Annotated in this window: 14 protein-coding genes; 12 read left to right on the top strand and 2 right to left on the bottom strand. The window is 68.0% G+C overall.

Features of this window, described 5'->3' with window-relative positions:
• Positions 1-96: 96 nt before the first annotated feature.
• From argS to M1D55_RS24130, 5 genes are all read left to right on the top strand, one after another.
• On the top strand, positions 97-1,884 hold the full coding sequence (gene argS, locus M1D55_RS24150) for an arginine--tRNA ligase (RefSeq protein WP_064575139.1): 1,788 nt from the start codon (positions 97-99) through the stop codon (positions 1,882-1,884).
• Between the two features lie 109 nt (positions 1,885-1,993).
• Positions 1,994-2,698, top strand: a complete 705-nt coding sequence (locus M1D55_RS24145) for an SPOR domain-containing protein (protein WP_064574896.1) — start codon at positions 1,994-1,996, stop codon at positions 2,696-2,698.
• 85 nt (positions 2,699-2,783) lie between these two features.
• Positions 2,784-3,419 (top strand): thiol:disulfide interchange protein DsbA/DsbL, encoded by a 636-nt coding sequence (locus M1D55_RS24140; RefSeq protein WP_006578386.1) that lies wholly within the window; start codon positions 2,784-2,786, stop codon positions 3,417-3,419.
• Between the two features lie 95 nt (positions 3,420-3,514).
• Positions 3,515-4,354, top strand: coding sequence for an SDR family oxidoreductase (locus M1D55_RS24135; RefSeq protein WP_023265041.1), 840 nt, complete (start codon positions 3,515-3,517; stop codon positions 4,352-4,354).
• On the top strand, positions 4,354-5,190 hold the full coding sequence (locus M1D55_RS24130) for a helical backbone metal receptor (RefSeq protein WP_456282020.1): 837 nt from the start codon (positions 4,354-4,356) through the stop codon (positions 5,188-5,190). Before M1D55_RS24135 ends, M1D55_RS24130 begins: the two co-directional genes overlap by 1 nt.
• 28 nt (positions 5,191-5,218) lie before the next feature.
• Here the strand turns inward: M1D55_RS24130 and M1D55_RS24125 are convergent, their stop codons facing one another.
• Both M1D55_RS24125 and M1D55_RS24120 read right to left on the bottom strand, forming a co-directional pair.
• Entirely contained in the window at positions 5,219-5,602 is a 384-nt protein-coding gene (locus M1D55_RS24125) for an antibiotic biosynthesis monooxygenase family protein (RefSeq protein WP_232206186.1), read from the bottom strand.
• An 11-nt stretch (positions 5,603-5,613) separates the two neighbouring features.
• The gene (locus M1D55_RS24120; protein ID WP_456282019.1) at positions 5,614-6,693 is read right to left on the bottom strand and encodes an MBL fold metallo-hydrolase; all 1,080 of its coding nucleotides are present in this window, start codon (positions 6,691-6,693) and stop codon (positions 5,614-5,616) included.
• A 231-nt stretch (positions 6,694-6,924) separates the two neighbouring features.
• Here M1D55_RS24120 and M1D55_RS24115 point away from each other — a divergent pair, with 231 nt between their 5' ends.
• The 7 genes from M1D55_RS24115 to M1D55_RS24085 all read left to right on the top strand — a co-directional run bounded on the left by M1D55_RS24115 (position 6,925) and on the right by M1D55_RS24085 (position 14,149).
• Positions 6,925-7,395 (top strand): MerR family transcriptional regulator, encoded by a 471-nt coding sequence (locus M1D55_RS24115; RefSeq protein WP_456282018.1) that lies wholly within the window; start codon positions 6,925-6,927, stop codon positions 7,393-7,395.
• A 308-nt stretch (positions 7,396-7,703) separates the two neighbouring features.
• Entirely contained in the window at positions 7,704-8,081 is a 378-nt protein-coding gene (locus M1D55_RS24110) for a PaaI family thioesterase (protein ID WP_456282763.1), read from the top strand.
• Positions 8,082-8,153: 72 nt separating this feature from the next.
• On the top strand, positions 8,154-9,338 hold the full coding sequence (locus M1D55_RS24105; protein ID WP_064574905.1) for an isovaleryl-CoA dehydrogenase: 1,185 nt from the start codon (positions 8,154-8,156) through the stop codon (positions 9,336-9,338).
• A 211-nt stretch (positions 9,339-9,549) separates the two neighbouring features.
• Positions 9,550-11,367, top strand: a complete 1,818-nt coding sequence (gene aceK, locus M1D55_RS24100) for a bifunctional isocitrate dehydrogenase kinase/phosphatase (RefSeq protein WP_006578378.1) — start codon at positions 9,550-9,552, stop codon at positions 11,365-11,367.
• Positions 11,364-12,035, top strand: coding sequence for a carbonate dehydratase (can, locus tag M1D55_RS24095; RefSeq protein ID WP_006578377.1), 672 nt, complete (start codon positions 11,364-11,366; stop codon positions 12,033-12,035). The genes aceK and can overlap by 4 nt, the downstream gene beginning before the upstream one ends.
• A gap of 206 nt (positions 12,036-12,241) precedes the next feature.
• Complete coding sequence (locus M1D55_RS24090; protein WP_023265040.1) at positions 12,242-13,423, top strand: acetyl-CoA C-acetyltransferase; 1,182 nt, start codon at positions 12,242-12,244, stop codon at positions 13,421-13,423.
• A gap of 45 nt (positions 13,424-13,468) precedes the next feature.
• Positions 13,469-14,149 (top strand): SDR family oxidoreductase, encoded by a 681-nt coding sequence (locus M1D55_RS24085; RefSeq protein WP_456282017.1) that lies wholly within the window; start codon positions 13,469-13,471, stop codon positions 14,147-14,149.
• Positions 14,150-14,154: the final 5 nt, after the last annotated feature.

Genomic DNA, 14,154 nt, shown 5'->3' with positions numbered 1-14,154 from the left:
CGTGCCGCGCTGCGGCATCGTCACGCTGCCGGTGACGGCACCGCCACTATGGCCGAAGCCATCGCGGTCCTGCGTGGCGCGCGGGCCCAGACATTCATGCTGCCTGTTCAGACCTCCAAACTTGCCGCCGCGTTCACCGATGCGGTACGCGCGCTGGCGCCGGCCGATGCCGTGCTGCCCGCTGTCGCCTTCGAACGGCCCAAGGTGGCCGCCCACGGCGATCTCGCCTGCAATCTGGCGATGCAGGTGGCCCGCACGCTCAAGCGCAATCCGCGCGAGCTGGCGCAGCAGATCGTCGACGCGGTGAAGGCCGATGCGCGTACCGCCTCGCTGGTGGCAAGCCTGGAGATCGCCGGCCCCGGCTTCATCAACCTGCGGCTGACCCCGGCGGCCAAGGCCGAGACGCTGCGCGCGGTGCTGCAGCAGGGCGATGGCTATGGCGCCCAGCAGCAGGGCGCGCGCGGCCAGGTACTGGTCGAGTTCGTGTCGGCCAACCCGACCGGCCCGCTGCACGTCGGCCACGGCCGCCAGGCCGCGCTGGGCGACGCGCTCGCCAACCTGCTGTCGTGGCAGGGCTACGCCGTGCACCGCGAGTTCTACTACAACGACGCCGGCGTGCAGATCCAGAACCTCGCGATCTCGGTGCAGGCGCGCGCCCGCGGCCTGAAGCCGGGCGAGGCCGGCTGGCCAGAGGCCGCCTACAACGGCGACTACATCGCCGACATCGCCGCCGATTTCCTCGCCGGCAAGACCGTGCGCGCCTCCGACGGCGAGCCGGTGACCGCCTCCGGCGACGTCGAGGATCTGGACTCGATCCGCAAGTTCGCCGTCACCTACCTGCGCAACGAGCAGGACATCGATCTGCAGGCGTTCGGCGTCAAGTTCGACCGCTACTACCTGGAGTCGTCGCTGTACACCGACGGCAAGGTCGAGGAGGCCGTGCGCACGCTGATCGCCAAGGGCAAGACCTACGAGAGCGAAGGCGCGCTGTGGCTGCGCACCACCGAAGACGGCGACGACAAGGACCGGGTGATGCGCAAGGGCGATGGCAGCTATACCTACTTCGTGCCGGACGTCGCCTATCACACCACCAAGTGGCAGCGCGGCTTCCACAAGGTCATCAACGTGCAGGGCAGCGACCACCACGGCACCATTGCGCGCGTGCGGGCCGGCCTGCAGGGGCTGGAAATCGGCATCCCGGCCGGCTATCCCGACTACGTGCTGCACAAGATGGTCACCGTGATGAAGAACGGCGAGGAGGTCAAGATCTCCAAGCGCGCCGGTTCGTATGTCACGGTGCGCGACCTGATCGAATGGAGCAATGGCGGCGACGAGACCATCCGCGGCTGCCTGGAGACGGGCGTGGCCGACTGGCCGGCCCACTTCACGCGCGGCCGCGACGCGGTCCGATTTTTCCTGCTGTCGCGCAAGGCCGATACCGAGTTCGTCTTCGACGTCGACCTGGCGCTCAAGCAGAACGACGAGAACCCGGTGTACTACGTCCAGTACGCGCACGCCCGCATCTGCTCGATCTTCGAGTCGTGGGGCGGCGAGGGGTGGCAGCAGCGCCTGGCCGAGCTGGCGGGGGCCGACCTGGAGCCGGTGACCGGCGCCGCGGCGAGCCCGCAGGCGCTGGCGCTGGGACAGCGGCTGGCCGAATTCCCCGAGATGCTGGCCCAGGCCGCCAACGAGCTGGCGCCGCATGCGGTCGCCTTCTATCTGCGCGACCTGGCCGGCGACTTCCATGCCTTCTACAACGCCGACCGCGTGCTGGTCGACGACGAGCCGGTCAAGCTGGCGCGGCTCGCGCTGCTGGCGGCGACCCGCCAGGTGCTGCGCAACGGCCTCGCGGTGATCGGCGTGTCCGCGCCGCAGCGCATGTAAGGGGGGCAGCGCGGCCTGCCGGTGTCCTCACCGTCTGCGGGCCGCGGTGACCGGGCCGCCCGGCCGGGCACTGGCTCTATAATCTTCCGGCAATATCCAAGAGGACTCCATGCAACAGCAACGCAAGCGTGCCCCGCGCAAGGCCAGCCGCGCCCAGCAGCGCGGGGGTACGTTTCTCGGCCTGGTGCTCGGCCTGATCATCGGCCTGGCCATCGCGGTGGTGGTGGCGCTGTATATCACCAAGGCGCCGACGCCGTTCCAGCGCAAGGGCACGCCCAAGCCGGCCGAATCCGGCAACGTGGTCGGGACGCTGCCGTCGCCGGTGCAGGAGGCGCCGTCGGACCCGAACAAGCCGCTGTGGAGCAAGACCCCGCCCAAGCCGGTCGGCCCGCCCGCGGAGCCGGCGCATCGGGAGCCCGCCGCGCCGCCGGCGGCCAGGCCCGCGCCGACGCCGGAGGAAGCCGTCAAGCCCGCGCCGAAGACCGCGGAGAAGCCCGCCGAGAAGCCGGCCGAAAAGCCCGCCGAGCGTGCCGTGGCCGATCCGATCGCCGAGATTGCCCAGGCCGACGCCAACAAGGTCGGCTATCTGCTGCAGGTCGGCGCCTTCCGCTCGCAGGACGACGCCAACCGGCAGAAGGCCAACCTGGCGATGCAGGGCTTCGAGGCCAGGGTCACCGACCGCGAGGTCAATGGCGTCAAGCTGTACCGCGTACGGCTCGGCCCGTACAACAAGATCGAAGACATGAACCGCGCGCGCGACCGCCTGCAATCGGCCGGTTTCGAGGCGTCGGTGATCCGCTTCACCAAGCAGTAAGCCAGGAGGCGGCGGCGCCGGGGCGGGCTGAACCCGCGCGGCGCATCGCTGTCATACGCACACCGTTTCACTTTTCTCTCGCGCCATGAAGAAAATCGCCGCCTTGTTCGCCACGCTCGCCGCCGCCGCGGGACTGATGATGGCATCGCCCGCCCAGGCCGCGCCGGCCGAAGGCAAGGAATACCAGGTCTTGAAGGCGGCCCAGCCCGTCACCGCGGGCAAGATCGAAGTCACCGAGTTCTTCTGGTACGGCTGCCCGCACTGCTACGACTTTGAGCCCGAGATCGAAGGCTGGGTCAAGAAGCAGGGCAAGGACGTGGTCTTCAAGCGCGTGCCGGTGGCCTTCCGCGACGACCTGCTGCCGCATACCCGCATCTATTACGCGCTCGAATCGATGGGCAAGCTCGAGGCCATGCACGGCAAGGTCTTCAGCGCGATCCACGCCGAGCGCAAGCGCCTGCTGGACCCGAACGAGATCGCCGATCTGATGGCCAGGAACGGCATCGACCGCAAGGCCTTCCTGGAGGCCTACAACTCGTTCTCGGTGTCGACCAACACCACGCGCGCCAACAAGATCGCCGACGCCTACAAGATCGACGGCGTGCCGACCATCGTGATCCAGGGCAAGTACGTGACCTCGCCGTCCATCGCGGGCAGCAAGGGCGCCGCGCTGCAGACGATGGACTACCTGGTGACCCAGGTCCGCGACAAGAAGCTGTGATGACGTTGCGCGCCGCCGTTGCCGCCGCAGAACGGCCGGCCAACGGCTGAGCGCGCATTGCTTCCGCTTCGTCCTTCTCCTTCCCCCGCCGCCCGATGCGACCCGTCAAAGTCTTTCTCACCGGCGCATCGAGCGGAATCGGCCAGGCCCTGGCGCGCGAATACGCCCGGCAGGGCGCGATTCTCGGCCTGGTCGGCCGCCGCGACGATGCCTTGCGCGCGTTCGTTGCCACCCTGCCCAATCCCAATGCCGCCCGCGTCTATGCGGCCGACGTGCGCGATGCCGACGCGATGCTCGGCGCCGCGCAGGACTTCCTCGACCACTTCGGCTGTCCCGATATCGTGATCGCCAACGCCGGCGTGTCGGTCGGCACGGTGGCCAGCGAACGCGAAGACCTTGAAGCCTTTCGCGCGGTGATGGACACCAACTGGTTCGGCGTGCTGACCACCTTCCAGCCGTTCCTGGCGCCGATGCAGGCGAGAGACGTGGGGCCGCGCGAGTGGCGCGGCACGCTGGTCGGCATCGCCAGCGTGGCGGGCGTGCGCGGGCTGCCGGGCGCCGGCGCCTACAGCGCATCGAAGTCGGCCGTGATCAAGCTGCTCGAGAGCCTGCGGCTGGAACAGCGGCCGCACCGGATCCGCGTGGTCACCATCGCGCCGGGCTATATCCGCACGCCGATGACCGCGCGCAATCCGTATCCGATGCCGTTCCTGATGGACGCCGACGCGTTCGCGCGCAAGGCGGTGCGGGCGATCGCCGCGGGCCGGCGCTTTGCCGTGGTGCCGTGGCAGATGGGCGTGGTGGCCTCGGTGCTGCACGTGCTGCCGCGCTGGCTCTACGACGCGCTGTTCACGCGCGCGCCACGCAAGCCCCGCCAGCCGGAACGGCCGGACGCTCCCGCAGACCCCGCCGCCGACGGCAACGGGAGCCCGTGATGTGGCGCGACGCGCTGGGCCAGCCACACCCGTGCGCCGCTGCTGAGGCGCGGATCGCCTCGCTGGTGCCGTCGGTCACCGAATTGCTGTTTGCGCTGGGACTCGGCGATCGGCTGGTGGCGCGGACCGGCTTCTGCATCCATCCCGAACCGCAGGTGCGCACCGTCGCCAAGGTCGGCGGCACCAAGGACGTGCAGCTGGACAAGCTGCGCGCGCTGGCGCCGACCCATGTGGTCGTCAATATCGACGAGAACCGGCGCGAGACCGTGGACGAGATCCGCGGCTTCGTGCCGAACGTGATCGTGACCCATCCGTGCGCGCCGCGCGACAACCTCGAGCTGTACCGGCTGCTGGGCGGCATCTTCGATCGCGAGGCGCAGGCGCAGGCGCTATGCGCGCGGCTGGAGCAGGGGCTGGCGCGGCTCGAGGCGCGCACCTGGCCGACTCGCAGCGTGCTGTACGCGATCTGGCAGGACCCATGGATGACGGTGTCGCGCGACACCTATATCAGCCGCATGCTGGCGCTGATCGGCTGGCAGACCTGGCCCGGCGATGCCGGCCAGGCGCTGCAGGCCTGCAGCGGCGGCGATTGCGCGCGGCCCAATGCGCCGGGCCAGCGCTATCCGACCTTCCGCTGGAGCGAGGCGCTGGTGCGCGAGCTCGACCTGGTGCTGCTGTCGAGCGAGCCCTATCGCTTCACCGAGGACCACGCCGATGCGCTGGAGCGCCAGCTCGGCCTGCCGGTGCTGCTGGTCGATGGGGAGATGGTGTCGTGGTACGGCAGCCGCGCGATCGATGGGCTGGCGTACCTGGAGACGCTGGCGCGCCAGGCTTGAGGCCGCCGTCGCGATGGCGACGGCGAGATCAGCGCTCGAACCCGTAGGCCCGCTCGACCTTGCTGACGCGCAGCTGGAAGCCCTGATACCAGCGCTCGCGTCCCAGGCGCTGCGCGACCCGGTGTTCGGCATGCGCCTGCCAGGCGGCGATGTCCTCGAGCGAGCGCCAGTACGACACCGTGATGCCGGGCGCGCCGGGCGTGCTGCCGTCGCGCACCGACTCGACACCGAGAAAGCCCGGCATGGTCGCGGCCAGCTCCACCATCCGCTGCGCCATCGCGCCGTAGTCGGCTTCGTGGTTGTCCCCACCCGCCTCGGCGCCGGTGCGCGTGGACGTGAAGATCACCGCGTAATAGGGCGGCGGCGGGGTCTGGGCAAACGGGCTGTCTGGTGCGTGATCGGCGGCGGACATGGGGATCGGATTCAGGCGTGGGCTCGGAACCGGATGATGCCATCGTCGCCGATGGCGCGCTGCAGCTCGCCGGCATGCCACAGCACGTGCAGGTGGGCCAGCGCCTCGCCCATCGCGAAGGTCATCTGGTGGATGTCGAACTGGCGGCGGAAGATCACGTTGACGATATCGCGCGCGCTGCAAGGCTTTTCCGCGCAGGCGGCGCGGGTCTCGGCCAGGCGCTCGACATGGTGCTCGCGCAGCTGCCCGATGCGCGTCTGCAGGTTGCGGAACGGCCGGCCGTGCGAGGGCAGCACCAGCGTGTCCTCGGGCAGGTCCTGGTAGCGGTCGAGCGAGCGCAGATAGAGCGCAAGCGGGTTGGCCTCGGGCTCCATGTCGAACACGCTGACGTTGGTCGAGATCCGCGGCAGCACCATGTCGCCGGAGATCAGTACCTTGAGCTCGGCGTTGTACAGCGCGACGTGTTCGGGCGCGTGGCCGTAGCCGGTGATCACGCGCCAGCTCGCGGCCGCCGGATCGGCGCCCATCGTCACCGTGTCGCCTTCCATCAGCCGGCGGTACTGCGTCGGCAGGTCGGGCACCAGCGTCGCGTAGTAGCTCTTGCGGGCGCGCAGCTTTTCCAGGCTGTCGGGATCGGCCAGGCCGTGCCGCGCGAAGTGGCTGGCGGCGAAGTCGCCGCCGGCGTTCGAGCCGACGCCATTGCCGCCGCTCATCACGCGCGCGCTCATATAGTCGCCCAGGCTCATCCACAGCCGCGCGTCCCAGCGCTGGCACAGCCAGTGCGCCAGGCCCACGTGGTCGGGATGGCAATGCGTAACCAGCACGCGCAGTGCCGGCAGGCCTTCGAGCTCGTTGGCGAAGATCGTCTCCCAGTGCGCCTTGATGGTGTCGTTGGTGATGCCGCAATCGATCACGGTCCAGCCGTCGCGCCCGTCCACGCGATCGCGCACCAGCCACAGATTGATATGGTCCAGCGCGAACGGCAGCGGCATGCGCAGCCAGTAGACGCCGGGGGCCACCTGCTGGCGCGCGCCGGGCTCGGGCATGGTCTCGCCGAACGGGTATTGGAGTTGGTGTTCGAGTGCGTTCATCGGGGAGTCTCTCGGTTGCGAAGCCCTGCGGTGGGCTTTCTCGTCGTGGATCCGGATGCCGGACGCCGGGGGCATGCAATGCGCCGGCACGGCGGGGTGGCCGGGACGGCGTCGGGCGGTTGCCAGGCGCGCTGCTTGACGCTAACGTAAACGTCAATTCGGACGGCCTGTTGCCATCTTAAGCGAAAACGCCCACGCGTATCGAACGTTCGTTCTCTTTTACAGGCGCCCATGCCCAGCTCCGCCACCCAGCCTCCCACGCCGATCGGCCAGCCTGCCAACGCTACCGCCGGCACCACCTACACCATCACCGAACTGGCGCGCGAGTTCGACATCACGCCGCGCGCCATCCGCTTCTACGAGGACCAGGGCCTGCTGTCGCCCGATCGCGTCGGCGCCGGGGGCAGGCAGCGGCTCTACAGCGGCCGCGAGCGCACCCGGCTGAAGCTGACGCTGCGCGGCAAGCGGCTCGGCCTGACGCTGAACGAGATCCGCGAGATCCTGGACCTGTACGAGTCGCCGCGCGATACGGTGCCCCAGCTCGAGCGCTTCCTGGCCTCGCTGGCGCAGCACCGCCAGGCGCTGGAGCGGCAGATGGAGGACCTGCAGGCGCAGTTGGCCGAGATCGACCAGCACGAGCGGCAATGCCGCACGTTGCTGGCGGCGGCCGCACCCGAGCACGAAGGCGCTGCCGGCGCCTGAATGTGGCCGATGCCACCTTCGTCATCCTGCTCACCGACAAATTTAATTGACGTTTACGTAAACGTAAATAAAATAAGCCGACAGCCCACCGCAGCGAGCGGTGCCGGCGCCGACAGGAAGCTGCCATGCCGAATTCCGCCACGGATCTTGCTACAGATGCCGCTGCCGACGTTGCTGCCGACGTTGCCCCAGACCTCGCCGCGGACGTTTCCGCACGCGCCGCCGCGGACGTTTCCGCACGCGCCGCCGCGGACTTGCCGCCGGGCCGCGCCGAGGCGATCGCCGCCAGTTTCGCCCGGCAGGGCCTGATGGCGACGTTCGGCGCCGAGCTGGTCCGCGTCGAGCGCGGCGAGGTCGAACTGGCGATGCCGTGGTCCGAAGGCGTGACGCAGCAGCACGGCTTTTTCCACGGCGGCGTGGTCGGCGCGCTGGCCGACAGCGCCTGCGGCTATGCCGCGCTGTCGATGGTCGGCGAAGGCGAGGCGGGACTGACCGCCGAGTACAAGATCAATCTGCTGTCGCCCGCCAAAGGCGAGCGGCTGATCGCCGTGGGACGGGTGCTGAAGCCCTGCCGCACGCTGATCGTCGCCCAGGGCGACGTATTTACCGAGACCGGCGGCACCCGCAAGGCGGTGGCGACGATGCTGATGACGCTGTGTGTGGTGCGCACGCTCGATCACGTCTGAATTCCCGCGTCCGCCCAGCATCGACCCATTCCGTATCGAATCCGGATTCCACGAGGAAATAGGAGACAAACCATGACCGCGACCCTGCCAGGCCTGAAGTTCGACCTGGGTGAAGACATCGAGATGCTGCGCGAGTCCGTGCAGTCCTGGGCCCAGGCCGAGCTGGCACCGCGCGCGGCCGAGATCGACCGCACCGACCAGTTTCCGATGGACTGCTGGAAGAAGATGGGCGATCTCGGCGTGCTGGGCATCACCGTCGCCGAGGAGTACGGCGGCGCCGACATGGGCTATCTGGCCCACATGATCGCGATGGAGGAGATCAGCCGCGCCTCCGCCTCGGTCGGCCTGTCTTACGGCGCGCACTCGAACCTGTGCGTCAACCAGATCCATCGCAACGGCACGCCGGCGCAGAAGGCGAAATACCTGCCCAAGCTGGTGTCCGGCGACTGGATCGGGGCGCTGGCGATGAGCGAACCCAATGCCGGCTCGGACGTGGTCAGCATGAAGCTGCGCGCCGACCGCAAAGGCGATCGCTATGTGCTGAACGGCACCAAGATGTGGATCACCAACGGTCCGGACTGCGACGTGCTGGTGGTCTACGCCAAGACCGAACCGGAGCTCGGCGCGCGCGGCATGACGGCCTTCATCGTCGAGAAGGGCATGAAGGGCTTCTCGGTGGCGCAGAAGCTGGACAAGCTCGGCATGCGCGGCTCGCATACCGGCGAGCTGGTGTTCCAGGACGTCGAGGTGCCGGCCGAGAACATCCTTGGCGCCGAGAACGGCGGCGCCAGGGTGCTGATGAGCGGCCTGGACTACGAACGCGCGGTGCTGTCCGGCGGCCCGGTCGGCATCATGCAGGCGTGCATGGACGTGGTCACGCCGTACATCCACGACCGCAAGCAGTTCGGCCAGAGCATCGGCGAATTCCAGCTGATCCAGGGCAAGGTCGCCGACATGTACACCACGCTGCAGGCCGCGCGCAGCTATCTGTATACCGTCGGCAAGAACCTGGACGCGCTAGGCAGCGAGCACGTGCGCCAGGTGCGCAAGGACTGCGCCGCGGTGATCCTCTATACGGCCGAGAAGGCCACGTGGATGGCCGGCGAATCGGTGCAGATCCTGGGCGGCAACGGCTATATCAACGAATATCCGGTTGGCCGCCTGTGGCGCGACGCCAAGCTGTACGAGATCGGCGCCGGCACCTCGGAGATCCGCCGCATGCTGATCGGCCGGGAGCTGTTCGCGGAAACGATGTAATGACGAGGCGATGACGAGGTAAAGAGAAGGAAACCGGGGTGTACGGTGCGCCGCTCCACGGTGGGCGGCGCCACCGATGCCACGCGCGAAGCGCTTACAATCACCCCTGATATCCGGTCTCGCCCGCGGCGAGCGCCGCATGCAGGTTTCCCGCCGATGTCCCGCCGGATCCGCGTCCCGATTCTGACCCGCCCAGGTAGTCCGCTCAGCCATGTCCCACTTCCCGAAACTGCTGTCGTCGCAGATCGCCTACGATGTGGCGCGCACCATGCTGGACGGGTTCGACAAGCACTACCGGCTGTTTCGCGAGGTCAGCATCGAGGCCAAGGTCCGGTTCGAAGCCGGCGACTGGGCCGGGCTGCAGCAGCTGCAGCGCGACCGCATCGCGTTCTACAACGAACGCGTGCGCGAGACCACGGTGATCCTCGAGGACGAGTACGACGCCGAGCGGATCGAGGACGAGATCTGGCAGCAGATCAAGCTGCATTACATCGGGCTGCTCACCAACCACCATCAGCCGGAGCTCGCCGAGACCTTCTTCAATTCGGTCTTCACCCGCATCCTGCACCGCTCGTACTTCAACAACGATTTCATCTTCGTGCGTCCGGCGATCTCGACCGAATACATCGAGAACGAGGAGTCGCCGACCAGGCCGACCTTCCGCGCCTACTATCCAGGCAGCCGCGAGGGCATGGCCGACTGCTTCGAACGGATCGTGCACAACTTCCAGCTCGAGCGGCCGTACGAGGACCTGAAGCGCGATATCGGCTATGTGGTGCGCGCGGTCACCGAGCACCTGGGCGACTTCCGCATCGCGCCCAATTTCCAGATCCACGTGCTGTCGTCGCTGTTCTTCCGCAACAAGTCGGCCTTCATCATCGGCCGCCTGCTGAACGGCGACCGTACCTACCCGCTGGCGATTCCGATCGTGCACGGGCCGTCGGGCAAGCTCGCGCTGGACACGGTGCTGCTGCGCAAGGAACAGCTGCTGATCCTGTTCTCGTTCACGCATTCGTACTTCATGGTCGACATGGAAATCCCGTCGGCCTACGTGACCTTCCTGCGCGACATCATGCCGCGCAAGCCGCGCGCGGAAATCTATACGTCGCTGGGTTTGCAGAAGCAGGGCAAGAACCTGTTCTACCGCGACTTCCTGCACCACCTGCAGCATTCGTCGGACAAGTTCATCATCGCCCCCGGCATCCGCGGGCTGGTGATGCTGGTGTTCACGCTGCCGTCCTATCCCTATGTGTTCAAGGTGATCAAGGACTTCTATCCGGCGCCGAAGGAAACCACGCGCGAGCTGATCAAGTCGAAGTACCAGCTGGTCAAGCAGCACGACCGCGTCGGCCGCATGGCGGACACGCTGGAATATTCGGACGTCGCCTTTCCGCTGTCGCGCTTCGACGATGCGCTGGTGCGCGAGCTGCACGAGCATGCGCCGTCGATGATCGAATACCAGCGCGCCAAGGACGGCACCGAGGAAATCGTGGTGCGCCATCTCTATATCGAGCGCCGCATGACGCCGCTGAACATCTACCTGCAGGAAGGCACCGACGAGCAGGTCGAGCACGGCATCATCGAGTACGGCAATGCGATCAAGGAGCTGATGGCGGCCAATATCTTCCCGGGCGACATGCTGTACAAGAATTTCGGCGTCACGCGCCATGGGCGCGTGGTGTTCTACGACTACGACGAGATCGAATACCTGACCGACTGCAATATCCGCCACGTACCGGCCCCGCGCAACGAGGAAGAGGAGATGTCGGGCGAGGTCTGGTACAGCGTCGGCCGCCACGACATCTTTCCCGAAACCTTCCGCACCTTCCTGCTGGGAGACCCGCGCGTGCGCGCGGCCTTCCTGCGGCACCATGCGGACTTTTTCGAACCTGCCCTGTGGCAGGGACACAAGGACCGGCTGCTGGCCGGACACGTTCATGACTTTTACGCCTACCATGCATCGGAACGCTTCATCCATCGATATGGCCCAACCGAAACCGGCGACGAGCCGGCAAGGAGGGCAGCATGACTGACGCCATCGCCCAGCTGTTTCGCAACAACCGCGAATGGGTCGACCGCGTCAACGCGGAAGATCCAAACTTCTTCACCAGCCTGGCCAACCAGCAGGCGCCCGAATACCTGTGGATCGGCTGCTCGGACTCGCGCGTGCCGGCCAACCAGATCCTCGGCCTGGCCCCCGGCGAGGTGTTCGTCCATCGCAATATCGCCAACGTCATTGCGCACAGCGACCTGAACGCGCTGTCGGTGATCCAGTTCGCGGTCGAGGTGCTGAAGGTGCGCCATATCACCGTGGTCGGCCACTACGGCTGCGGCGGCGTCAAGGTCGCGCTCAAGCGCGAGCGCGTGGGCCTGGTCGACAACTGGCTGCGCCATGTGCGGGACGTGGCGGACAAGCACGACGCCTACCTCGGCACCATCGTGCGCGAGGACGACGCCCACAGCCGCCTGTGCGAGCTCAATGTGATCGAGCAGGTCAACAACGTCTGCCAGACCACGGTGATCCAGGACGCCTGGGCCCGCGGCCAGCAGGTCACGGTGCACGGCTGGATCTACGGCGTGTCCGACGGCCTGCTGCGCGATCTCGGCATGGCGGCCAGCAGCAACGAGGAACTGCGCACGCAACTGCAGGCGGCCTACCGGCAGTACGGGGACCCGCCGCATATTCCGGTGCGGTGAGGAAGGATTGAGTGGCGAGGCGTCAAGCGCGCCGATGACACGCTCCCCTGCCCCGCTTGCGGGGGAGGGGCTGGGGGAGAGGGAGGGGCGCTGGCAAGCGCTGAAGGCGTCGGCAGAACGACCGCTTTCCCTCTCCCCCGACCCCTCTCCCGCAAGCGGGAGAGGGGAGTAACCAAAACCGCAGGACAGCAAGCAAGGAGACCACCATGCAAGACCCGATCGTCATCGTATCCGCGGCCCGCACCCCGATGGCCGCATTCCAGGGTGAGTTCGCCAGCGTCACGGCGCCGCAGCTTGGGGCCGTCGCGATCCGCGCGGCGATCGAGCGCGCCGGCATCCAGCCGGAGCAGGTCCAGGAGGTGGTGTTCGGCTGCGTGCTGCCGGCCGGCCAGGGCCAGGCACCCGCGCGCCAGGCCGCGCTGGGCGCTGGGCTGCCGCTGTCGGTCGCCTGTACCACCGTCAACAAGATGTGCGGCTCCGGCATGCGCGCCGCGATGACGGTCTACGACAGCCTGGTGGCGGGCTCGTACGAGATCGCGGTGGCCGGCGGCATGGAGAGCATGACCAACGCCCCGTACCTGATTCCGAAGGGCCGCGGCGGCTACCGGATCGGTCACGGCATGATCTATGACCACATGATGCTCGACGGTCTGGAGGATGCCTACGAGAAGGGCCGCGCGATGGGCACTTTCGGCGAGGATTGCGCGGCCAAGTACGGCTTCACGCGCGAGGCGCAGGACGCGTTCGCGATGGAGAGCGTGCGGCGCGCGCAGCAGGCCACCGAACGCGGCGATTTCCGCTGGGAGATCGCGCCGGTCACGGTGGCGGCCAAGGGCGGCGACGTGGTGATCGACACCGACGAAGGTCCGCGCCGCATCAAGGTCGACAAGATCCCGTCGCTCAAGCCCGCGTTCGCCAAGGACGGCACCATCACCGCCGCCTCGTCGTCGTCGATCAACGACGGCGCCGCCGCGCTGGTGATGATGCGCGAGTCGACCGCCAAGGCGCTCGGCCTGCAGCCGCTGGCGCGCATGCTCGGCCATAGCAGCCATGCGCAGGCGCCGGGCTGGTTCACCACCGCGCCGGTCGAGGCGATCGCCAAGCTGTATCGCAAGCTCGACTGGAACAGCGACAGCGTCGACCTGTTCGAGATCAACGAGGCCTTCGCCGTGGTGCCGATGGCGGCGATGCACGAACTGAAGATTCCGCGCGACAAGGTCAATATCCACGGCGGCGCCTGTGCGCTGGGCCATCCGATCGGCGCCTCCGGCGCGCGCATCATGACCACGCTGATCGGCGCGCTGCGCAAGACCGGCGGCAAGCGCGGCGTGGCCAGCCTGTGCATCGGCGGCGGCGAGGCCACGGCGGTCGGCATCGAGCTGGTCTGAGCCGCCTTCAACGCCGATCCCTGAACGACCCGACAGGAGGCTAGCTTGCCAACCGCACTGATACTGGGCGCCTCGCGCGGCATCGGCCTGGAGTTCGTCCGCCAGTACCGCGCCGACGGCTGGCGCGTGATCGCCACCGCCCGCAGCGACGACGGGCTGGCCGCACTGAAATCGCTGGGCGCGGAGGCGCACCGCGTCGACCTGGCCGAGGCCGATCAGGTCGCGGGCCTGGGCTGGACGCTCGACGGCGAATCGCTCGACGTGGCGGTCTACAACGCCGGCGTGATCGGCCCGCGCACCGAGGGCGCGCAGCCGGTCTCGGCCGAGGAGTTCGACGACGTGATGCATGCCAATGTGCTGGGGCCGATGATGGCGCTGCCGCTGGTGCTGCCCTTCGTCGAGACCGGCCGCGGCGGCAAGGGCGGCGTGCTGGCGGTGCTGTCCTCGCGCATGGGCAGCATCGGCGCGATGGAGAGCAACCGCAGCTGGCTGTATCGCGTCAGCAAGGCGGCGGTCAACGCGGCGCTCAAGTCGGTGTCGCTCGACGCGCGCCATGCGGTCTGCCTGGCGCTGCATCCGGGCTGGGTCCGTACCGACATGGGCGGCGCGGGCGCCGACCTGACGCCGCAGCAGAGCGTGTCCGGCCTGCGCCGCGTGCTGGCCGGCGCCACCGCGCAGGACAACGGCGGTTTTCGCAACTACGACGGCAGCGTGCTGCCCTGGTGAGGTCC

The organism is Cupriavidus sp. JZ107 (genome assembly GCF_053903255.1).
This window is presented reverse-complemented; position numbering and strand designations above follow the sequence as displayed.